Raw genomic sequence first — 21,496 nt, 5'->3', positions numbered from 1 at the left:
TTGAGGTGGGTATTCTTGAGAGGAATAAAAAAGGCTTTTGTAGCCTTAGCTATATCATATTTAATGCTATCCTTATCTACGGTGGTCGCCTTATCATATACGGACCAAAGGGGCGAGATCGTCGTGGATGGGTGTATCGATTACGGATTATCGTGTATACGTGGCAGTCCGAGAGCAACAGTATTCCATAAGGGGGATCTATGTCAGTTCGATAATGAGTATTTTTTAACATATTTTTCAGAACCTGGTGCCAGCGTATGCGGCCAGTCGACGCCGATGGCCAATATCGTCCAGACATCTGATCAGTCCGGTATCGCTGATTATTGCGGGTTTTTCACCTGCTCGTATAGCTATACGTTCTATGATAATCCAAGCTGCCCGTTTTTCGGGGGTATGAGCGGTAACCTGGGCTTAATTCGCCCTCTCCAGACAATCGGTCCCCTGGGCAGCGAATATATGTTCCCCTACATGGATATCATGGGATCTGAAGATCTTGTGTTCGATGAGCCTCCTACGATCAGTATCAAGGATATGGGTAATAAGACCGCAAGCGGGAAAAATAAGACAAAGTACCTGTTCCGTCCTGATGCATTTGACCTCTCAATTAACAAGAGCAAGAATGAGACTGCAAAGAATGAGACGAGTAAAAACGCGACCGGAAAGAAGGAAACGGAAAAGAAAGCCGGTTCGGAGAATATCAGCCCGATCCCGAATTTCATTAGTAACCCGTTCTGGGACTTAGGGGCTGATGCAACACCTGGTAATATTACTACAAGCAAGTTTTTTAGAAAGACCACAGCGGATGAGATCAGTAATATGACAAGCCTGGAGAGAATGTACTGGAACATGCATTATACTACCAAGATGGATAGCGGGGCTGTAGGTCCTGTAAGTCACCCGTTCACTATCGCCGAATATGATAATGGGTTCAAGGTAGTGCCAATGCCAAACAGGTATAAGGCCATTAACGAATCATTGAACGAGACTTTACCATGGGGAGGGGTTCACAGGAGATTATGGGACCTTTGAATGATGCTATATGAAAGATGAGATTATTTACCCACCTCTTATCATAGCAATATTGATCAAATTAGCTAATGTCTTAGGTAAAGGTCATATGATCTACAAGGTAAACATTACGGGTGAAAATACGTAACATTGGTGAAAAAACATAATAAAAAGAGGTTGGATAAATCCTAAAAACATTTTACCGGGCAGGAGATAAAAAAGGAATTGAGAAGAGATATGCCCCCTATGTTCACCTGCTCACCGATATAGCGCTGGCGGGCAACATGTCCATCCGCTCCATCATCGTCCTTATCGAAGAGGGGATTTTGTCCATTACGTATATCATGCCGTTGTTGGTTTTGACGGCCTTGATGATATTGGCATCGTCCACCATCATCCTGCCATCCATCCTCCTGACAGTCATCGTCTTCCCGTTCATCAATGTGAGCGTCTTGCCGTCGGTCATATCGTCAGGCATGACCATGTTGTTTATCATGTGGCCTCTGACAAACTCTGTGGCCTTCTGCCTGTCCTTCATCTTTTCCATCATCTTGTTCTTCATGTCCGGGCTCATGGTGTTCAGAGCCGTGTCCGAGGCGACGAACAAAGTGTACCTCCCTTCGGGCATCATCATTCCCTCTATCCCTGCCGTTTTCATCGTTGACGCAGCTATGCCGATGTCTTTCGTGTCCATCATCGCAGCCATCATGTCCTTGTTGGACTGCTCCATGGACATCATGCCGTCCTGCATCTCGCCATGCATCCGTGCCAGCGCCGGGGCCGTGAAAGCCAGCATGATCGCGGAGAGTGTCAGTACTGCTACGATCTTTCTTAGTTCATCCATCCAAATCACCAATATTTCGGGACGTCCGGCCAGTTTAATAAGCTTATCAATAACTTTCTTTCCACGGGTCACCTTATACGATTTTAATGTCGCCAGTCTACATCCGTCACTTAAATTATCAAAAATTTAATTAACATTCAAGCTTTTCTCTAAATTAGATGAAGATTAAAAAGGAAAGATCCAAATTCTCAATTACACATAAAGACGAGGCAACTGTAGAGCTTGTGAGAAAAACTGACCATAAAACTTTAGCCATCTGGGCAATTGATTGTGTAGAGCGTGTCCTGCCCTACTTTGAAAAGAAATATCCTGAAGATCATCGCCCTCGAAACGCTATAGAATCACTCCATGCGTGGATAGATACAGGGGTGTTCAAGATGTCTGATATACGCAAGGCTTCGCTTACAGCCCATGCAGCCGCTCGTGAAGTTGGAGAAGACAATGCTGCCCGCTCTGCTGCCCGTGCCGCAGGCCAGGCGGTGGCAACCGCGCATGTTCCTACTCATTCTATCGGTGCCGCCAATTATGCCTTACAGGCTATCCATAGGGCCGCCAGCCCTTTGGATGCCGATGCTGCCGTAGCCAAAGAACGAGAATGGCAATACCAGCACTTACTCAGACTGGGAGAAAGATCATCACCGGAGTAGTAAATATAATTCACTGCAAAAAATGTTTTTGCGTATGTTATAACTTTTATCACTTGGTTTTTACTCAGGCTCACTCAGTTGTCCGCCGGGCATACAGTATCGCATTAGCCCTTTTCCCTACCGGGGCCACACAACCCATTATCCGCAGGCAGTAGACCATTTTCTGGGCCATCCTTCTAGAATTATCTGTGGCTCTTGCCAGGTCATTGACTGAAAAAGGTTCAGTCAGAGTCGTGGGGATAAAAGCTTGCATATCTGTTGGCGAATTCAATATCAGCTTATCTACCACCCGCAGTAACCTGCGCTCATCCGTGACCCACCCTCTCCGCCTCCAGCCGCGGACGCCATCGTACCGGCGTACTTCTTCTTCCTCGATCAGCAGCAACTCAATCGAGAAGTTGGGATCCTTAAGCAGTTCAGGCAGTCTTATCAGTTCCTCGAAGATGTGTTCAAATGAACCGTGCTTGGGTGATTTACGGCGGCTGACCGGGCTGTTCCCGTCATCTGCCAGCTTAATGATCCATTTCTTACGCGGTATCGGATAGACCAGCCTCACGGAATGGTCGATCAAGAGTTTCTCCAGCTTCCGTTTTATGGCACTGAAATTCCGTGTCTGTATCTCGACCAGGAGATCGCCGCGCACGATATCTATCACAAATCCGTCTACCGACACCTCGAATATGTCTCCGGTTTGTGCATACCACCGTTTCAAAGCTTCATGAAGCGGCTTTTCGTTAAGCGTGCTTATTTTTGACATTCCCCGGATCGGCCTCGCTCTCCCCTGTCCATAATTCGGGATGGTTCGTAGTCACTAAAGTCCAATATTCAATTACTTCCAATCCATTAATATTGATCGGAGAGCCAGGATATATCGGGCTAATGAAGCTTAATCAGCTGATACTTTCATTTTGGGCTTATTTTGTTCTAATTAGTTTTCAAATTATAACGAGTTAGCGTTATTAGCTATGGGATTCAAATCCCCATAGCATCAATTCTCCTGTGAAGTTAAGTACTGAGTAACCGATACTCCATTTTTCAATAATCGATAATTTCGGTTTACTGGATGGAGCTGGCTAACACTGTCTATATGCTCCTCTGGTATTGGTCAAATATAGTCCTTATGTACGTTACCTACCGAGAGTCCCCCGACTACATTTCCCTTATCGTCATATAAGACCTTATTGGACCACAGGACCTTGACCAGCTCGCCGTTTTTCTTCATGTTCACGTCCTCGTTGGAAATGTATTGCTCCGGGTGTGCCAGGATATCTTTGCCTACTTTGATGTTTTTTCCCCCCGATGGGCTGGTTTCGGGTAATATCGTCCCGATCAGACTTTTACCGAGCACCTCGTCCTCGCTATAGCCCAGGTACTTTTTGCCGAAGTCGTTGATGAACGTGAGCCGTATCTGGCTGTCCCATACGATAATGATACTGTTAGCATTCTCCAAAATATCCTGGTAGCTCAATGTCCTGCCAGGTAATTTGATAGTCCTCTGACTGCCGGAAGGTGGCGCCAGAGCTAATATTGAAAACGCATCCGAAATGTCATTCACTATTCCATTGAATATGTTCATTACATCCCTCATGGAATAATTTTGCAGGGATATATTTAATTTTGAGTATTTTTTTATGCGAACAGTCTGCCATAAATCGTTATTGCGAATGCAATTATTGTCTATGGGTTTTAAACCAGTTCAATATGGCTCTTACAAAACGTATGGTGACCTGGTTATTAATTATATACAAAATATTCATATAAAAATTATTGCGTATTCATAAAAAATATGTCAAATATATACTTAATAACATGAACTAAAATAGATTGGTGCTCCGGTGGGGATTTGAACCCCAGTCGACGGAGTGAGAGTCCGTCATGATTGGCCGGTCTACACTACCGGAGCATTTGATGCAACCCATACATGCCATTCATGATATAAATAGATTACGGGTCACCGTATTTTAATAAATAACTTAGTATCTGGAACCACTTCTATAATAATTTCTTAAATATCTGGCATACGGTAAATATGGTAGTCTTGCCCCCACCTGTCCCAGGTCCAGTTTAGCACTTCGACCAGGTTCCTGTCATAGAATCCTTTATTCACGGTATAATACTCAGATCCTCGTTCTGCAGGGCCGACGAACACATAATCTATGTCAAGTGATCTAAGAAGCTCCATCGTCGCATTTTCATCTTCGGCGTTATAGATCTTAGCTACGTTATACATTCTGTCCCCGTACTCTATGCCGTGAGTATACATCCATCCGCCATATCCCATATATGACGGTCTTCCCGCAAGTGTGATCACAGGGTGTGTCGGCGTGTCAGAGGTTATGAATAACGAGTCTGCGGCAGTATTTTCTTTGATCCAGCCGGATACGTACACGTCGCCCTCATTGAACTCGACGTACTTATTGGATACGATGAACATCGCCGCCATAGCGCCTGTGATTATCGTCAATCCAAGTACCAATGCAAATACCGGCTTTCCTGCTTTTGGCATATCGTATATGCGGAGCAGAGCCGATGCCATCAAAAGCACTGACGGCATCAGCCAGAAGCTGAAGAACTTATGGTTATCGTATTCCCACGGCTGGAAAATTACCAGGTTGGCCATCAGGAATATCGTAATGAACGGAAGGTAGAACTTGAGATTTTTCTTGCCGGCGATGAAAATGCCCGCTATCAATAATACGAGAGCAAAGCCCATGTTCTTTATCCAGAAGACCGGGAAGTCCCATATGGAATCTATCATCCATCCTAATTTGAATCTCAGGAAAGACTCAGTGACGCCTCCCGATATCCAGAGAGCCTGGGGCAGCGCCAGCAATATCGCCGGCACCATGAAATAATGCCAGTTTTTCTCCCTGTATATTATCAGGAGCAATGTGCAAGCCATCATGATGCAAATGTAAGAGTGCGTATGGAACATCGGCAGCAGTCCGGCGATCAGTCCTGCGGCCATAAGACCGTTCTTATTATCTGTGCCTTCTTCTTTCCTGTCGACAAGCATTGCATAGAATAATAATATGATAATGATGCCCGCGGAAAATCCCATCAAGGCCGTACGCTGTGCCATAACGACGATGATGAAATTCGTGAATACATAGCCAAGCTGATAATTTGTCGTATAGTTCAAATTCTGTGTCGCAAGAAAATTATAAATGCTCATGCCCGACTGCGTCCAGCTATCGAACAGCGCCAGGAAACCCAAACCGCCGCTCAGCGCTAATAGTATGACCGATAAAGCCCCTCCCCCTATCCTTCCCGTAAACCTTTTTCCCAGGAAAAATATTGACGAAAGCAGCGAGGACAGCAGAATGGCGCCGGGGATGACCATGCTCCACTGTAACCCGAGCCCCAGCCTGTCAAGGATGCCCGAAAAGAAATCGATAAAGAATGTATAATGCATGGGCTGCCCGGCCATCATAGGATATTCCGGCGGGAAATTCTGGCCCTGTGAAAATGACGTTATTATCGATGAGTGGTAAGCAGCATCCCCGTAAAGGGGGAATGCGATATGGTACTCCCCGTCATAGAATGGCAGTACGCAGGAGGTCATCAGCGCAAAGGATAATGCTGCGATAAATGCTATTATCAATAGTTCATTTCTGTTAATTGTGACCGTTAAAGGCAGCCTTAATATTGCTACGACTATCACCATTACGGCAAATGACATTACGATGCCTGCATCGATGTTCCAGAATATGCTCGCAGGCATGAAAGCCGTCCATGTTGCGAGCATGATGCCTATCACCGGGGACATCACCATAAGCTCAACGGGCCTGAGGCCCGGCTTTAGCCTGTACGTTATCGCCCATCCGGCTAATAGCGATAATACCAGAAATATCAGTGCAAGTATCCCGTACAAATACACGGGTCAATCTATAATTGGCTTATTAAATATACCTTTTTGTACCATCAGAAGTAGCTTATGAGGTCTAATCATTGCCGGCTGGCTTTAAATCGCTTAATTCATACTTTTTATATCGACTTCTATACGGGCGTCAAAAAATTTGTACATTTCATCCCATTGTGAGATTATAAAACACTTTTCAGAGGTCCTTTAACGCACTAATTATCAAGCAAGCCAGTTTAAGCCATTATTGATCAATCGATCGACTTATAAAATATGATATATACTTATAGTAAACTATATGAATTATTGATTGGTTATTAGTTTTTTGTTATGACCGCTTTATCCGACATCGTTAAGGTTGCTTTAGTCATTATCCTGTGTCTTGCTTTTCTATATTCCTCATATGTATTAAGCGGAACTATCAACATACCTGTAACTAACGATCACTACATATTCCCGGAAGTCAAGGCCAACTCTGACCCCTGGTATGACCGGGTAGTAAGATACGGCGAATACGAGGCAACCGACTGGATAAACGAGTATACGAATAAAAGCGATAAGTTCGTCGCGGATATCTTTGGGGCCGAGCTTATCATGGGGATGACGACCCGCGTATCGACCGTCGGCGGTGACTGGGCTAACGCTCCGAACCCGGTGAAGTACATGGGCGATACGAACAGCATTTATATCACTAACGACCCCGAGAGAGCATATGGCCTGGCGGTCGAGAATAATGCGGACTACATATTCGTCCCTAACAGGGCCAAGTTCTCGGGCTTCGGATGGGAATACGGGAACCAGACCAAGTTCTACGACGAGCGGTATTTCAGCCAGGTCTACCGGAATAACGATGTCACTATCTTCAAGGTGTTGTCATGAGCGAGTTCGATTTCATCAAGCGTCACTGGTATAAGGCAGCCCTCTTACTTATCCTGCTTATAGCCCTCTGGTACCGTATGGGCATCATCGAGAGTTTCATTATACCGACATACGGTAACACGATGTATCATGTGGGCATCGAGCGTGAGACTATCCTTACGCAGCATTATCCTGATTATGAACTATCCTACGGCGGAGGCTTCCCGCATTTCTATGTCCCGGCATACAGGCTTCTGATCGTCTCCATGTCAATAGCGTCAGGCATCGATCCCATGATAATGTCCGGCATTATGACGATAACAATCGCGCTTTTCATACTTCTTGCGATGTACATTCTAGCGTACAAGCTTAGCAATAACCTGTACATAGCTCTCTTCGCGGCGTTCTTCTTCGTGATATCGCCCGAGATGACCATATTCACGATGAGGCCGCTCCCGGAGCTTCTGGGCTTGTTCATGGTGCCGCTGACATTTTATTTTGTGATGAAGGAGAACTGGTCAATGGCGACAGTAGGCGCCGCCCTGACAGCGCTGACTCACCAGATGACCCTGTTATCGCTTGTTGCGGTCATCGCGCTCTACGGAGTATTCCAGCTGGCATATGCGGCATATAAGAAAAAGGACTTTGTCAAGGGTATCAAGTGTTTCATCCCTGTAGTTGCCGCCTGCGCCACATACGGGCTCTGGCAGGTATATTCGCTGGGGACCCTTAACATATTCAATATCGCCCAGGTCGTGAACCGAGAAGGTAATCCCGTGGATATGGGACTTTTCCTCAGGACGGGTCTATTCGTGCTCGTATTCTTCGTGCTTGGGCTGCTTTACATATACCTGAATTCCCGGGCAGGGTCCGATAAAGTCGCAGGTAAAAAGCCTTATCTTCCCGATATCAATATCGATACAAAGCTCATGATAGCGGCATGGCTTATCGCCACTGTGATACTGTCAAAGAATGACCTGTTCGGCATAAGCATCTTTATGGACAGGTTCTTCACGTTCTTTGTCCAGGCGGCCATAATCATCGCGGGTTTCGGCATGTATGCGCTGCTATCGTGGATGGGCCTTGATCTCTTAAAGGAGAAGCCTGAGATATGAAGAGAGAGTACTGGCTTGTCCTGGCGTTCGCCGGGCTTCTCCTGATGATGCCCCTCGGGTGGCTTTCATTTGCACTATTATTGCTATTGCCGGGGCTTTCCGTATTTTTACTGCTCAAGAAAAAATTCTCGGCGGTAGAACTGGCCGCATCCTCTTTCACGCTATCCATCCTGATATTTCCGTTAACTGTCTTTATCACTTCTATGTTCGCGATGCACACGGCGCCCTATCTGCTGGGCATATTCGTGATCGCTACCGGGCTTTATAAGTTTAACAGAAATGACGGCATTGAGCTGGATGTAAATAAAAACGAGTATCAGGTAATGGCTGTTGCCGCATTTATTTTCATCGTCGTTCTCCTGATATCCTTAAAAATGTTCGCGGTGACTGACAACGGGCTAATTTGCGCGACGACACATGCCTCCGACCTTAACTTTCATTTATCAATATCCCAGCATTACATAACCTCGCCTGCAATACCGCCGCAAGACCCGTATCTTCCCGGCACGTCGATAACCTACCAGTGGCTGATGCATGTGTTGTTCGGGGAAATGGGATTCCTCACGGGAGTGGATCTTTTTGTATTGATAAAGATACTGATACCGCTCGTGTCCGCTCTAATCTTTCTTGATACGTACCTGCTTGCCAGGGCTGTTTTCAATTCAGACGTAAAGGCTGCATTCACAGGGGCTATAGTGTACGTGTTCAGCTCCGGCCTTTCCTGGGCTTATATGGCTTATCAGACCATTCAGGGTATCCAGCCGGACGTTTTTAAAGTGCTGGTATACGACTGGCCCGGCATCATGAACCTGAAGTATGACCCGGCTTCATTATTTTTCTTCCTGCCCCAGACTCAGACGTTCGGCATACTGGCAATGATATTCGGGCTATATCTGTATATCCTTACTATACGGGAACGCTCGTTAAAATACGCCGTCGTTGCAGGTCTCGTGCTCGCATCCCTTGTGTTTTTCCACATGATCACCGCGTTCCCAGTGTTCATAACACTGGGACTTTATTACCTGTATATAGTGGCAAAGGAGAAAAAAGCCGACATTGCCATTATAGCAGCCATACCGTTGCTGTTAGGCGGTATTGCAGGCCTTTACCAGGTCGGCATGCTGACGGAAAGCGCAGGGTCGCAGATCATACTGAGCCACCATAAGGATGTAGCTGTTACGCTGCTGGTGACAATAGGTCTGCTGGTGCCTTTCGCACTGTACGGCATGTACCGGCTGAAGGACGTCGACAGCTCGAGGCTTCTGATACTCTTTGCTGCACTGAACTTTTTACTCCTGAACATAGTGGAACTTCCGATGACGGTGAACACGTACCGTTTCCTCGTTTTCCTGGCTCTGCCCGTAGCGCTGTTCGCAGGCTTCATGATGTCGGAATGGCTGTCATCGCCTAAATTTTTGAAAAAGTCGGCGGCTGTGCTTATCATACTTTTAATGGTGCCGTCCACTGCGATACTCGCGCTCTATTACAACGAATCATCTTACACTCATGCGTCGCCGGGGGACATGAAGGCGATGTACTGGCTTAAGGAAAACACCCCGGTCAACGCGATAATCTACGAGGAGCCCAGCCACTTCCCGCGGATACCGGCCGTCACGGGCAGGCAGATAGCATATTCGGGACAACTGTATACCATACAGTATCATAACGTCGACAGACAGGCGGAAATGGAAAGCCTGCTGAAGATGACCGATCCCGCGATGCTATATGGAAAATTCCTGGAGTATGGCGTGAACTATGTGTTCGTCGGCTCAAAGGAATCCTGGCAGCCTTTCACGTCGGCACTGTCCGACGAGTCGTTTTTCAAGGCGGTATACGACCGCAATGGTGTAAAGATCTATGAGGTACTGGGATCAAAGCCCATAGAAGAGGTGAATAACATGGACATAAGCTCTTTTGACTGGCTCGCGTTCGCTGCGGCCTTCATCTACCTGCTGGTATTGCCCGGCGCTAACATAATGAGGACGCTGGGATGGAACCTTAAAAAGTATAACGTCGTAGAGTACATCGTGATAGCTTTCGGCCTTAGCATAGCAGTGCTGACTATCGTGTCGCTGCTACTTGCGCTGCCTTTCAGCATCGGGATAAACTTTTATAGTTTGATAATATTCGTAACTCTTATCATCGTACTTACCAGTAAGGAAGTCGTGAGCAGGGTTAAGCCTGACATTGTAACCGGGTGAAGAATATTGTCGTTAATGGGGTTATTAAAAAAACAAGGCTATCATATCGTAGGCGAACATAGCGCGATCAAGCCATGCCTGTGGCTGGGGCGCTCCATAAAATCCCAGGGGTCTTGCTATAAGGCGCAATTTTACGGTATCAGCTCTCATCGCTGTGTGCAGATGACGCCGTGTATTGCATGTAACCAGAGGTGTCTTCACTGCTGGAGGCCTGTGGAAGAGCCCTACACGGTCGAGTCCTGGGACCGCCCTGAGGTCATTATCGACGGTTGTCTGGCAGAGCAGAAGAGATTTATAACCGGTTACGGCGGCACGAGCGCCACAGATAAGGTAAGATGGAAGGAGGCTTTCGAGCCAAAGCACGCGGCAATATCCCTGGTCGGCGAGCCTACGCTTTACCCGTACCTGGAAGAGCTTGTCGAGATGTTCCGCGCGAGGAACATGTCTACATTTATCGTCACTAACGGTACGAGGCCTGACGTACTGAAAAAAGTTACCCCGAGCCAGCTGTACATGTCGCTAGACGCCCCCGATGAGGAGACTTATTTAAAGACATGCAACCCGGTTGGTGACCTGTGGGGCCGTGTGAACGAGTCTCTCGAAGTCCTCGGATCCAGGGAAGATCTCAGGAGAGCTCTGAGGATAACGCTTGTCAAAGGTTTGAACATGTTAGACCCGGAAGGATATGGCGACCTGATAAAAAAGGCCATGCCGGACTATGTTGAAGTCAAGGCTTACATGCACCTGGGCTACAGCCGGAACCGGCTTCCGAGGGAAGCAATGCCGCACCATGAAGAGGTACTGGAGTTCGCCAGGAAAGTTGCAGATGCATCAGGATACAGGCTGGCCATGGACGTCGAGTTAAGCAGAGTGGCACTGATAAGCAAAGACGGTAATACGAAGCCATTAGATCTTTGATCGCCAAAATTTTTTTGAATAAGGTCTTTAATACCCATCTCCGTTCAACTTAATCAAGCTAATCACAAAGGTAACAAAGAAACACCAACTCCCACCACGAAGCGCTCAAAGGCGAAAAGGTCCACAAATTTTTTTAAAGTATATGATAATCTTCTAAAAAAGTCCTTTGTGTTCCATTATGCCCGTTGAGCGCTCCCATGAAAAACTTTTAGATGGTTTCTTTAAAAGTGGGCATATAACATTTGTTCTGGTATCGATGTTCTGGCGTTGTTCCTGTCGGATGGCAGGTAGACACGTAACCTCACAGAAACACGGAAACACAAAATTTTTTTTAGAATTTAAGGGCACGAAATCTCAAAGATTTACTCACCAAACCACAAAGGGCCCTAGTATCACCGTCAACGCACCAACAGCCCAAACGCTCGGCTCAACGCACCAACCTGCTCTAATTCACCAACGCTAAAACAAGACCCGAACATTCCCCAAACCACAAAAGTCTAATATCCCGGTCTGTGTTCCCCTTGACCTATAGCAGTGATATATTTGTCGTGTAAGCGTCAACCGTGCAGTTAAACCTTCGTGCCCTTGGAGAATGTTCGGGGTTTGTTTTAGCGTTGGTGACTTGGAGAGGTTAGTGCGTTGAGCCGAGCGTTAGGGATATTAGAGCATTGACAGTGATACTAGAGCCCTTCGTGATTTAGTGAGTGAGATTTTGGGGTCTTTGAGCCCTTAAAAAATCATATAAAAAAATTTTGTGTTTCCGTGTTTCTGTGAGGTTATGTGTCTACCTGCCATCCGACAGGCACAAACATAAAAAACTTCATCTCAAAGACCGGGTAAGTACGACACGTTCTTTCATTCTTAAAACCTGAGCAAGACCCCGCTCATCAAAGATTTCGTGGTGGAAACTGGTGTACATTGTTCACCTTGGTGTATTTGTTACAAAAAATTGATTTAATAATGCTCTGCTTTTATGGCACATACATCAAGTAGTACCCGGGGCTGCATCATATTCACGTTTTTCATGGCTAATTGATTAATAAATGCCTATTTTAATCAATCATAAGGGTTTTACAGATGAGATTGTGCAGCATCATTATTGTATTTGCTTTACTTGCAATACTGTTAAGTTCTTCCGGGCCGGCAGCAATAGCTAACGTCCCCGGTATCGCCATCAGTGCCCCTCCCCCTCCGCCAGCGACTAACGTAGCCACGGCGGGGAGCTATCAGATTATAAAGCTGGTCATCACGCACAGGGACACCGGATACCCGCCCATGCATTATGTGGACAGTGTCATGCTTTATGACGGCGGCGAGCTGTTGAAAGAATGGAAATATGATAAAAACACGGCTAAGAAGGAAGAGATATTTACAGAGACTTATTCGAACTACCTCAATAATGACCTTAAGTTAAGGGCGGTAGCGCATTGCACGCTACACGGGTACCAGACAGCAGATGACTATGTTACCGTTTTCCCGGAAGACCTTACCTGGACCGATATGATAAAGATCAACGTCGACCGGGCCGGATTACAATTGTCGGGCTATGCGGATTACAGGAGAGTGAGCGATATTGCCGCAGATCTTAAACAGTTCGTATCCGGACTGCAAAAAGCAGGGATGGAAAACATCATAGCCCATCAGCATGAGCTAAAGAAATGGGTAGCCAGCATCCGTTGATATCCCTATTCCGGGGGAAATCTTTCATATCGATGAACGTCGATTAATCCATATGAGTGATATGAAGGATATATGCGATAAGATCCGGGAAAAGTTCGATGCGATGGATGATGCCAGAGAAGAGTCGCTCGCGTCGTCACGTAAGATCACACGTTACTCGGGAGACGCGATAAAAGCGATACACCGAGAAGAATGGGGCAATGCGGAAGAGATGATAGAAGAGACCAGGAAGCTCATCAAAGAGGTCAACGAGACTTTAGAAGGTTTCCCGGAAATATACTATTCCGGATATGTTGGCAATGCCCAGACCGAGTTTGCCGAAGTCTGCATTCTATATGCTGTGTTGAAGGGGGAGAATGTTCCCGGCCCCAACGAGCTGAATGTCGACAATGCGGCCTATTTGAACGGTATCGGCGATGCGACCGGGGAGTTAAGGCGCCACATACTTGACCTTATACGGAAAGACAGGCCTGAAGAGGGAGAAAAATATCTGGAAGTCATGGATGAGTTCTTTACTGAGATGATGTCGTTCGACTATCCGGACGCGATAACGCGGGGGCTTAGAAAAAAGACAGACGTTGCCAGGTCGATCATTGAAAGGACAAGAGGGGACCTGACCAACGCGCTACAGATCAAAAACCTGCATGAGTCCATGGAAAGGTTCGGGGAAAAATTAAAATAAAAATATGCCGGCCATATCCTTTTATCATTCTATCTTTTCTTTGTTCTTCAGGTACCATATGGTGCCCCAGAATACCCATCCGAGCACAGCCCAGGCGTAAAGCGCGAGCGAGGCAATGATGACTAAAACGCCTATTATCCCTTCGGTAGTGGTCAGGGCTCCTCCCAGCAACCCCTGATCCGGCACCGGCGTCGGATCGACTGACGGAGGCGGGCCGTATTTCGGACCCGGGAAATAGTATGCCATTAATATGATGAAGCCAACGAACCCTTCAACTGTAACGACGACGAGGGCGATAATTGATATCAATACCTGGCTTATGACGCCCGGTATCCGGTTCTTTTTACAGAAGTCGATGATAGACATCGTAAGATAATTAGGGGTTATAAAATATAAGATTAATCATTAAGGGCTTGATCTTTCCAGAGAGTGTATGTGGCATACAACAGGCCTTTCGGAATCAAAGTCCCAGAGGTGCAGGCTATTGCCCCGGCAGAAAGACCACCAGGCACATTTTGCGCACATGCCTTTCTTTTTCCATTCAAGGTTCCGCATCTTCTTGAAGCCGTTATCCCATACTTCCTTAAACCTGTCATTCCTGATATTTCCCTGTATGTACTCCCTGCTCAGGTTGGGGCATGATCCGATACTACCGTCTGCCAGTATGCTGGCTATGTTAATTCCTGCGGGGCAGAAATAAAATCCGTCGCGCACCTTGCCTTCGAACTCCGGTCCGAGGAATCCCTCTTCTTCGAAAGTGGTCTTAAGGCCTTTAAACTTCCTGCGCTCCTTGATAAAGTTCAGGACAGACCTTAGCTGCGCCGGCTTCAAGAATAGTTTCGGGTCTTCCTTCGCCCTGCCTATCGGGTTTATTGTCAGGATGCGCCACTCGTCTATATTGAGATCCTTGAACAGCTCGTAAAGATCAGGAAGCTCGTTGATATTATACTGGCTGACACATGTCGTCGCCTGCACTACCTCGAACTTTCCATCCTTGAAAAGCTTTAAAGCATTTACTGCTTTCTCGAAAGAGCCTTTTCGGCCTCTTAGATGATCGTGGCTGTCCTTTAGTCCGTCAATGCTTACCGTTACTGTGTTCATTCCGGCTTCCTTGCATTTTTTGACGGTCTCTTCGTCTACAAGGGTCCCGTTCGTGACCATTCCCCATTTAAAGCCGAGATCGCTGGCATAGCCCATCACTTCAAAAAGGTCCTTCCTTAATAGCGGCTCGCCGCCTGTGACCGCTATCATGATATTTTTAGGATCGAGATCCTCAGCTATCGATCTAAAAGCTCCTTTGATCTCTTCAGTACTTAACTCGCATTCGGAAGCACTGTCCCTGTCGCTGCCGCAGTCGCTGCCGCAATGTTTGCAATCAAGGTTACATCTGCGCGTGGTCTCCCAGAAAAGATATTTTAAAGGATGCGTTTTTCTCTCCTTATCGATCCTGTCTTGCCACTGTTTTAGCTGTCCCATCAGGATAATATTGTCGAACTTTGGAAGGATCATGATCAGTAAATATATTTATTCACTTTTTTATATTTAAAACTTACATATCGCTTGCTTTATAAGTTTTTGTCCCGGTCTTAATTAAGTTGTAGATTTTCAATATTGTAGAATGAAATCTATTATATATTGTTGTTGACGTCTCATTTTACCCGGTCATATATGCAAATTATTTTATGGCATTATCCGGCCTATGATGCCTTTTTACAGGCAATGGTGTATATTTATGGTATTTATTCATTATTATACAAACCTTTATATCCTTAGTGTGCCGTTGTACTGAGAGCGTGGTCCTATGAAGGGGAATATATTTTCGAGGTATGACAGGCAGATTTGGGTACTTGTCATAGGCTCTTTGATAAACGCTTTCGGCTTTTCGATAGCCTACCCTTTCATCTCGCTTTATCTCTACGGCTATAAAGGAATACCCATGGGAAGCGTAGGGTTCGCACTTATGGTGGCGGCAGTGGCAGGTGCCTTAACTCAGGTCGTAAGCGGAGAACTATGCGACCGTGTCGGCCGAAAAATAATGATGAACATAGGGCTGCTCATACAGATGGTAGCTTTTACCCTGCTGGGGTTCGCTGTGATCTCCGATGCGGGGTACGATGAATTCCTGATATTGTTGACATTGAGGGAGATCGCAGGCGGGCTTTATCGTAACATCCCCCAGGTCATGGTGGCCGATGTCGCAGGGCCCGGAGAAAGGATCGGGGCTTTTAGCCTGATCCGGATAGGAGCTAATCTCGGTTTCGCCATAGGCCCTGTTATTGGCGGAATAATGGCGATGCACTCATACTCGCTGATGTTCTTCATGACTGCCGTCACCAGCGGGATATACATGATAATATCACTGGTGATCTTGAGGGATACGCTGCCCGGTATCACGGGAAAGTTGATACGCCTGGAACATATGTCTCCCTGGATGGACAGGCCATTCATCATATTCTGCGCTGTATCGGGACTGATCATGCTGGTATACTCGCAGATGATGACCACCTTCAGCTCATATTCGGGTATATTCGCAAACGTGCCGGAGTCGCAGATAGGCCTGCTGTTCTCGCTGAACGGGCTTATGATAGTATTCTTCCAGTACCCTGTGGCGCGATATCTTGAACATTTCAGGCTGACGACGTCCCTGGCCGCAGGGTCGTCCATCTATGCGATCGGGTTCGTGATAGTGGGCTTCTGTACGGACTTCCGGGGGCTGTTGTTCGCGATGTTCATCATAAGCGTCGGAGAACTGGTCATCACCCCGCCGTCGATGGCTATCGTCGCGCAGATGGCACCCTCCGATATGCGGGGGAGATATATGAGCGTGGCAGGAGTGCTGAGCAACGGCGGAATAGCGTTCGGGCCGATGGTTGGCGGGTACCTTATGGACTTTTACTCGGCCCGGATAGAGATGATGTGGATCATACTGGGCGGAATAGCTATCCTTTGCATGGCCGGGTTCATATTCCTGCGATCGAGAGTATCATTCGAAGTTGACCGGCCCACGGCCATTTAAGATGGCCGCGCAGGCCATCTTTACGGCATAAAGATCTTTATGATCAGGTATATTACCAGCACGGGGACGAATATCGCTCCCCATTTTACCTTATCCCATTTCAATACTTTATTCCCGTCCATCGGGTCAAATGGCATAAGGCTGTATACGGCGGACAGCAGGTTCATCGAGAATCCCAGCATTCCTATCTCCCAGAATATCCCGCCGAGCGCTGACGCGGCCAAAAATACCAGTGCGATGACGAAGCTCACTGCGGGTCCCGCGAGGAATATGGTGCCCAGTTCATTTTGCTTTAGGTCTTTCTGGTTATTGATCACGGTCCTGGCAGGCAGGGCATAAACTATGCCGAAGAAGAACGCGGTCAGGAACATGGCTATGGTGCCCAGTCCCCAGAACTTGTACTCGGACACAGCCCTGTATTTGTGTGCGAAATACCTGTGTGCCAGATCGTGAAGTATCAGCGCCACTCCGCCTGTGAACACATATATTGCTATAAAGTTCGGCAGAAGCGCCTCGCCTTTAGCTATCATGTATGAAATGCCCAGCATCACTGACGCTATGGCAAAAATGAGCAGTTCATATGAGGAAAAACCTAATAAAAAGGCATGTCTCTGCGTTGCCTGGACTTTCCTCATCTGTGACTCCTTTCGGAATAATAGCGCCTTAACGTGCGTTTTCACGTATCCGAAAACGAAGTCATATACCTTTTTGAAGATATCCGATAACCTACCCTCTATGTTTAACGCGCCCGATATCTTACCCCATAATAGCCCCAGCAACCCTACGCTCGAACCTACCACAACTGCCGCGACGGGTGCGACCGGATCGACAGGGGCGGACGTTTCTTGTTCCTGTCCGTATTTCACCAGAAGCGCATTCGCTGTCGTATTATCGGGACGACTTAGTCCGGTAAGGGCTATCGTATTTTCATCCGCATAGAAACCTGCGCATGCGTCCTCGTATTCAAAACCATATGTGAGGTCCCATATCTGGTTGCCGTTCCCGTCAATCCTGAACACGTAATAGTCCGAACCTCCGTTCCCTTTTGAGGAAGTACTTCCTGCTACTATGAAATGATCTTTAACGGGCATAATGGTACAACCGACATCGGTACCGGCACCCCCGTATGTCTTTTCCCAGATGACGCTGCCGTCGTTCTTCCTTATCTTCAGGAGGTAAATATCATCCATGCCCGCTCCCATGGATGCCGTGTGCCCGCCGATAAGATATCCGTCCGATGTCTCGATACCGCAGTATCCCATATCATTGGCAGTACCTCCATAGTTCTCCTGCCACACAAGGTTGCCATCCTTATCTGTCTTTATGACATATACGTCACGGTCCCCTGTGCCGAATGACTCAGACCAGCCGGTGATGAGGAATCCTCCTTCAGAGGTCTGTACTATGTATTTACCCCAGTCGATCGAACTTCCGCCATAGGTCTTTTTCCATATCTGGTCGCCGTTCTTATCAACCTTTATCAAAATGACCTGAGAATCTCTGTTGTTACGGGGATCCGGGTAGATATATCCCGTGACAACGTAATTATTATCCGAAGTTTCTGCGACGTTAAAAGCTACCTCGATATAGTCGGTATCATATTCCTTTTGCCAGATGATGTTCCCGTTATCGTCGAATTTTATTAACAGGACGTCCCAGGTGGCGGCGGGTTTAGAGGACATGGCGGTGCCCGCCAGCACATAATTTCCGTCAGAATCCCTGATGAGATGATAAACCCACTCATGCCTGGGCCCGCCTATTGTCTTGTTCCATATAATGTTCCCGTCGCTATCTGTCTTTAAAATAAATATGTCAGTAGAGCTGCTGCTGTCCTTGACTGTCGTTCCGACACTGACATAACCCCCGTCAGGTGCTTTTACTATGCCGAAACCCCTGTCTTCGTAAAGCCCGCCGAAGGTCAGGTCCCATGCCTTTTCAGGAACTGCCTGGCTATATGCCACTGATACCCATGAGAATAAGATTATAAAAATTATTACCGGAATAAGTGCCGATGATCTTTTCATGATTACTTGCCCCACAAAGATAAACGCTTTCTAATCTGAATTATTGTGTAAAATTTAAACCTTTCGATATTATATTATCCTGGAAACGCTCCGGTCATGTTATTGTATTTATGATGTGAAAGGCATACATTGGCCTGGTAATTAAAATGATAGGTGAAAGGATCTATCTAATAAAATTAAAAATATAATTTTTAAAACGTGTCATAAAATCAATTAAGACTATTCGATATCTGTAATAATAACAAATAATTATGTTATGTGATTTTTATAAATTGTATAATATCGACTTAAAATTATTTGTATATTTTTTAATTTATTAAATTAAAAACGGATTGCGTAAGTGCTAAATTCTTTAAATATCAAAATTTTTCTTTCACCTCTTTAGGAAAATTATAAATAAGGTCAGGTTTAACGTTCATGAGACGTGGAGGTCAATATATGGAAATTTTTTCAAACACACAGAAAATGATAGCAAAGAAAATCGATGCCGACACGGTCATTTCTAACTGGAAAGACTGGAAGTGGCAGGTAAGGCATACGATACGCGACATCCCCACGTTCGAGGAATTACTCGGAATAAAATTTGACGATGAGGAAAGGGCGGAGCTGGAAAAGACCATTAGTATATTCCCGCTCAGCATAACCCCCTATTATCTTTCGCTGATCGATGCAGCCGATTACAAAAACGATCCCGTGTACAAACAGAGCTTTCCCTCACCTTCGGAACTTCTGGTCGAACAATGCGATATGGAAGACCCACTGGCTGAAGACAAAGACAGCCCGGCTCCATGCATCACCCACCGGTACCCGGATCGTGTGCTGTTCCTCGTCAGCAATGTCTGCTCAATGTATTGCAGGCACTGCACGAGAAAGAGAAGGGTGGGGAACATCGACTCGATACCAGATAAGTCTGAGGTCAGGAAGGCCATCGAATACATTAAAGACCATACGGAGATACGAGATGTTCTTCTCTCGGGAGGGGACCCGTTCATGCTCCCCGATGATCATCTTGACTGGATACTGACCGAGCTGGATAACATACCCCATGTTGAGATAGTGAGAATAGGCACAAGGATGCCCGTCGTATTGCCTTATCGGGTGACGGACGAGCTCGTTGATATGCTAAAAAAGCACCAGCCATTATGGATTAACACTCACTTTAACCACCCCAAGGAACTTACGAACTCTTCACGCGAGGCGCTGAGGAAGCTTGCCGATGCAGGTATCCCTCTCGGGAACCAGACAGTGCTGCTGGCAGGTGTAAACGACTGTCCGGTGATCATGAAACAGCTTTGCAGGAAGCTCGTCAAGAACCGGGTCAGGCCATATTACATGTACCAGTGCGACCTATCGGAAGGGCTGGCACATTTCCGCACGTCCGTGGCCAAAGGGATAGAGATCATAGAGAACCTTATCGGTCATACAAGCGGCTTCGCTGTCCCGACATACGTTATAGATGCGCCGGGAGGGGGCGGAAAGATACCTGTGATGCCCAACTACCTGATATCCTGGTCTGCCAACAAGGTCGTGCTCAGGAACTACGAAGGTGTCATAACCACCTATACGGAGCCTGAATCATACAAGCCCCCATATTGCGACGGCCACTGCTCTGGCTGCAACATGCACATGAGCATTGAAGGCGGGGATGAATCAAAGTCCGTAGGCATAGCGAAGCTGATGTGCGATCATGATCCGGTCATCTCTCTTGTCCCGGAAAACACGGCACGCATGGAGAGAAGGGCAGATGAGTGATACTGTTACGACGATAGGTAAGAGCGTCATACAACACGGCCATTATAATGACCGTATATATCTGATGAAGCTTTCATTTGAAGACATTCCTGATATAATACCCGTACTGGACGGGCTCGCAAGAAATAACGGCTATACGAAGATATTCGCAAAGGTGGTAGGTCTTGCCATTAATAGATTTTTGAAGAACGGATATGTCGTCGAGGCCAGGATACCTAAATTTTACAATGGCAGGGAAGACGGATATTTTCTCGCCAAATATCTGGATCCAGGCAGAGCAAGGCTTTCCGGGGATCCTGCCATAAAATCTTCACTGTCGACGGCTTTAAAGGTCGCTTGTGAAGCCAGGCCCCGTTCGCTGGACCCCGGCTATACATTCGGACTGGCGGAGCCCTCCGATGCTGACGACATTGCCGGGATCTATAAAAAAGTGTTCGAGACTTATCCCTTCCCTGTATTCGATCCTTCCTATATTCTAAGGACAATGCAGGAGAATTTTAAGTATTTCTGTATAAGGGAGAAAGGTAAGCCTGTCGCAGTATCTTCTTCAGAGATGGACATTAAGCTAAAGAACGTGGAAATGACTGATTTTGCGACACTGCCGGAGCACAGGGGAAAAGGGCTCTCCACATATCTTCTCGGAGCGATGGAAGATGACATGCGAAAAATGAGTATGAAAGTGGCTTACACTATAGCCCGTGCCGTATCGGGGCCCATGAACTGCACCTTCTCAAGGTCAGGATATAGGTATGGCGGGACCTTGATCAACAATACTAATATATGCGGCTCATTCGAAAGCATGAACGTCTGGTATAAATCATTATAAGCTTCGTATCTATACCCGATAGCATAGTAACCTTTATACTATACTAGCCACGTATACTGGATT

18 protein-coding genes and 1 tRNA gene are annotated in these 21,496 nt (G+C 46.6%); 11 read left to right on the top strand and 8 right to left on the bottom strand.

All coding sequences use genetic code 11. The features are described 5' to 3' along the window. The first annotated feature begins 15 nt into the window (after nucleotides 1–15). Nucleotides 16–1,029, top strand: coding sequence for a hypothetical protein (locus tag CUJ83_RS11090; protein WP_230742382.1), 1,014 nt, complete (start codon nucleotides 16–18; stop codon nucleotides 1,027–1,029). Nucleotides 1,030–1,258: 229 nt separating this feature from the next. Here CUJ83_RS11090 and CUJ83_RS11085 read toward each other — a convergent pair whose 3' ends face one another. Continuing rightward, a complete protein-coding gene (locus tag CUJ83_RS11085; protein ID WP_230742381.1) occupies nucleotides 1,259–1,852 on the bottom strand; it encodes a fasciclin domain-containing protein in 594 nt (197 codons plus the stop codon). A 158-nt stretch (nucleotides 1,853–2,010) separates the two neighbouring features. Between CUJ83_RS11085 and CUJ83_RS15930 the strand changes: the two genes are divergently transcribed. Next, nucleotides 2,011–2,499: a putative immunity protein gene (locus CUJ83_RS15930; protein WP_369424195.1), complete on the top strand. Its 489-nt coding sequence runs from the start codon at nucleotides 2,011–2,013 to the stop codon at nucleotides 2,497–2,499. Nucleotides 2,500–2,569: 70 nt separating this feature from the next. Here CUJ83_RS15930 and CUJ83_RS11075 read toward each other — a convergent pair whose 3' ends face one another. The 4 genes from CUJ83_RS11075 to CUJ83_RS11060 form a co-directional block, all read right to left on the bottom strand. After that, entirely contained in the window at nucleotides 2,570–3,256 is a 687-nt protein-coding gene (locus tag CUJ83_RS11075) for a DUF8091 domain-containing protein (RefSeq protein WP_230742379.1), read from the bottom strand. A gap of 348 nt (nucleotides 3,257–3,604) precedes the next feature. Next, a complete protein-coding gene (locus tag CUJ83_RS11070) occupies nucleotides 3,605–4,075 on the bottom strand; it encodes a PAS domain S-box protein (protein ID WP_230742378.1) in 471 nt (156 codons plus the stop codon). A gap of 249 nt (nucleotides 4,076–4,324) precedes the next feature. Continuing rightward, nucleotides 4,325–4,402 (bottom strand) — tRNA-Glu (locus CUJ83_RS11065). A 102-nt stretch (nucleotides 4,403–4,504) separates the two neighbouring features. Then, complete coding sequence (locus tag CUJ83_RS11060) at nucleotides 4,505–6,379, bottom strand: hypothetical protein (RefSeq protein WP_230742377.1); 1,875 nt, start codon at nucleotides 6,377–6,379, stop codon at nucleotides 4,505–4,507. Between the two features lie 312 nt (nucleotides 6,380–6,691). Here CUJ83_RS11060 and CUJ83_RS11055 point away from each other — a divergent pair, with 312 nt between their 5' ends. The 6 genes from CUJ83_RS11055 (at nucleotide 6,692) to CUJ83_RS11030 (ending at nucleotide 13,815) form a co-directional block, all read left to right on the top strand. Beyond that, nucleotides 6,692–7,240, top strand: a complete 549-nt coding sequence (locus CUJ83_RS11055; RefSeq protein ID WP_230742376.1) for a hypothetical protein — start codon at nucleotides 6,692–6,694, stop codon at nucleotides 7,238–7,240. Beyond that, nucleotides 7,237–8,334: a glycosyltransferase family protein gene (locus tag CUJ83_RS11050; protein ID WP_230742375.1), complete on the top strand. Its 1,098-nt coding sequence runs from the start codon at nucleotides 7,237–7,239 to the stop codon at nucleotides 8,332–8,334. Before CUJ83_RS11055 ends, CUJ83_RS11050 begins: the two co-directional genes overlap by 4 nt. Then, a complete protein-coding gene (locus CUJ83_RS11045; RefSeq protein WP_230742374.1) occupies nucleotides 8,331–10,535 on the top strand; it encodes a hypothetical protein in 2,205 nt (734 codons plus the stop codon). Before CUJ83_RS11050 ends, CUJ83_RS11045 begins: the two co-directional genes overlap by 4 nt. 15 nt (nucleotides 10,536–10,550) lie before the next feature. After that, a complete protein-coding gene (gene twy1 / locus CUJ83_RS11040) occupies nucleotides 10,551–11,453 on the top strand; it encodes a 4-demethylwyosine synthase TYW1 (RefSeq protein WP_230742373.1) in 903 nt (300 codons plus the stop codon). Nucleotides 11,454–12,530: 1,077 nt separating this feature from the next. Then, nucleotides 12,531–13,133, top strand: a complete 603-nt coding sequence (locus CUJ83_RS11035) for a hypothetical protein (RefSeq protein ID WP_230742372.1) — start codon at nucleotides 12,531–12,533, stop codon at nucleotides 13,131–13,133. Nucleotides 13,134–13,185: 52 nt separating this feature from the next. Then, nucleotides 13,186–13,815: a translin family protein gene (locus CUJ83_RS11030; protein ID WP_230742371.1), complete on the top strand. Its 630-nt coding sequence runs from the start codon at nucleotides 13,186–13,188 to the stop codon at nucleotides 13,813–13,815. A 24-nt stretch (nucleotides 13,816–13,839) separates the two neighbouring features. Here CUJ83_RS11030 and CUJ83_RS11025 read toward each other — a convergent pair whose 3' ends face one another. Next, nucleotides 13,840–14,181 carry a hypothetical protein gene (locus CUJ83_RS11025; RefSeq protein ID WP_230742370.1) on the bottom strand — a complete coding sequence of 114 codons (342 nt, stop codon included), beginning with the start codon at nucleotides 14,179–14,181 and terminating at the stop codon, nucleotides 13,840–13,842. A gap of 39 nt (nucleotides 14,182–14,220) precedes the next feature. Next, nucleotides 14,221–15,324 carry a radical SAM/SPASM domain-containing protein gene (locus CUJ83_RS11020; protein WP_230742369.1) on the bottom strand — a complete coding sequence of 368 codons (1,104 nt, stop codon included), beginning with the start codon at nucleotides 15,322–15,324 and terminating at the stop codon, nucleotides 14,221–14,223. A gap of 292 nt (nucleotides 15,325–15,616) precedes the next feature. On the opposite strand from CUJ83_RS11020, the gene CUJ83_RS11015 reads away from it, so the two are divergent. Next, entirely contained in the window at nucleotides 15,617–16,831 is a 1,215-nt protein-coding gene (locus CUJ83_RS11015; protein ID WP_230742368.1) for an MDR family MFS transporter, read from the top strand. Nucleotides 16,832–16,851: 20 nt separating this feature from the next. On the opposite strand, the gene CUJ83_RS11010 is transcribed toward CUJ83_RS11015, so the two are convergent. Continuing rightward, a complete protein-coding gene (locus CUJ83_RS11010; RefSeq protein WP_230742367.1) occupies nucleotides 16,852–18,855 on the bottom strand; it encodes a M50 family metallopeptidase in 2,004 nt (667 codons plus the stop codon). 438 nt (nucleotides 18,856–19,293) lie between these two features. On the opposite strand from CUJ83_RS11010, the gene kamA reads away from it, so the two are divergent. Together kamA and ablB are read left to right on the top strand one after the other, a co-directional pair. Beyond that, nucleotides 19,294–20,607 carry a lysine 2,3-aminomutase gene (gene kamA / locus CUJ83_RS11005; RefSeq protein ID WP_230742366.1) on the top strand — a complete coding sequence of 438 codons (1,314 nt, stop codon included), beginning with the start codon at nucleotides 19,294–19,296 and terminating at the stop codon, nucleotides 20,605–20,607. Continuing rightward, on the top strand, nucleotides 20,600–21,433 hold the full coding sequence (gene ablB / locus CUJ83_RS11000; protein WP_230742365.1) for a putative beta-lysine N-acetyltransferase: 834 nt from the start codon (nucleotides 20,600–20,602) through the stop codon (nucleotides 21,431–21,433). Before kamA ends, ablB begins: the two co-directional genes overlap by 8 nt. Nucleotides 21,434–21,496 lie beyond the last annotated feature (63 nt).

Source organism: Methanooceanicella nereidis (assembly GCF_021023085.1).
Lineage (GTDB): Archaea > Halobacteriota > Methanocellia > Methanocellales > Methanocellaceae > Methanooceanicella > Methanooceanicella nereidis.
The sequence above is the reverse complement of the archived record's forward strand: the minus strand, read 5'-3'. Positions and strand labels throughout refer to the sequence as shown.

What these genes read in the sequence shown, in the direction of transcription:
- CUJ83_RS11085 (WP_230742381.1), bottom strand. Translation starts at nt 1,852, where the DNA reads ATGGATGAACTAAGAAAGATCGTAGCAGTACTGACACTCTCCGCGATC.
- CUJ83_RS15930 (WP_369424195.1), top strand. Translation starts at nt 2,011, where the DNA reads ATGAAGATTAAAAAGGAAAGATCCAAATTCTCAATTACACATAAAGAC.
- CUJ83_RS11075 (WP_230742379.1), bottom strand. Translation starts at nt 3,256, where the DNA reads ATGTCAAAAATAAGCACGCTTAACGAAAAGCCGCTTCATGAAGCTTTG.
- CUJ83_RS11070 (WP_230742378.1), bottom strand. Translation starts at nt 4,075, where the DNA reads ATGAACATATTCAATGGAATAGTGAATGACATTTCGGATGCGTTTTCA.
- CUJ83_RS11055 (WP_230742376.1), top strand. Translation starts at nt 6,692, where the DNA reads ATGACCGCTTTATCCGACATCGTTAAGGTTGCTTTAGTCATTATCCTG.
- CUJ83_RS11050 (WP_230742375.1), top strand. Translation starts at nt 7,237, where the DNA reads ATGAGCGAGTTCGATTTCATCAAGCGTCACTGGTATAAGGCAGCCCTC.
- CUJ83_RS11045 (WP_230742374.1), top strand. Translation starts at nt 8,331, where the DNA reads ATGAAGAGAGAGTACTGGCTTGTCCTGGCGTTCGCCGGGCTTCTCCTG.
- twy1 (WP_230742373.1), top strand. Translation starts at nt 10,551, where the DNA reads ATGGGGTTATTAAAAAAACAAGGCTATCATATCGTAGGCGAACATAGC.
- CUJ83_RS11035 (WP_230742372.1), top strand. Translation starts at nt 12,531, where the DNA reads ATGAGATTGTGCAGCATCATTATTGTATTTGCTTTACTTGCAATACTG.
- CUJ83_RS11030 (WP_230742371.1), top strand. Translation starts at nt 13,186, where the DNA reads ATGAGTGATATGAAGGATATATGCGATAAGATCCGGGAAAAGTTCGAT.
- CUJ83_RS11025 (WP_230742370.1), bottom strand. Translation starts at nt 14,181, where the DNA reads ATGTCTATCATCGACTTCTGTAAAAAGAACCGGATACCGGGCGTCATA.
- CUJ83_RS11020 (WP_230742369.1), bottom strand. Translation starts at nt 15,324, where the DNA reads ATGATCCTTCCAAAGTTCGACAATATTATCCTGATGGGACAGCTAAAA.
- CUJ83_RS11015 (WP_230742368.1), top strand. Translation starts at nt 15,617, where the DNA reads ATGAAGGGGAATATATTTTCGAGGTATGACAGGCAGATTTGGGTACTT.
- CUJ83_RS11010 (WP_230742367.1), bottom strand. Translation starts at nt 18,855, where the DNA reads ATGAAAAGATCATCGGCACTTATTCCGGTAATAATTTTTATAATCTTA.
- kamA (WP_230742366.1), top strand. Translation starts at nt 19,294, where the DNA reads ATGGAAATTTTTTCAAACACACAGAAAATGATAGCAAAGAAAATCGAT.
- ablB (WP_230742365.1), top strand. Translation starts at nt 20,600, where the DNA reads ATGAGTGATACTGTTACGACGATAGGTAAGAGCGTCATACAACACGGC.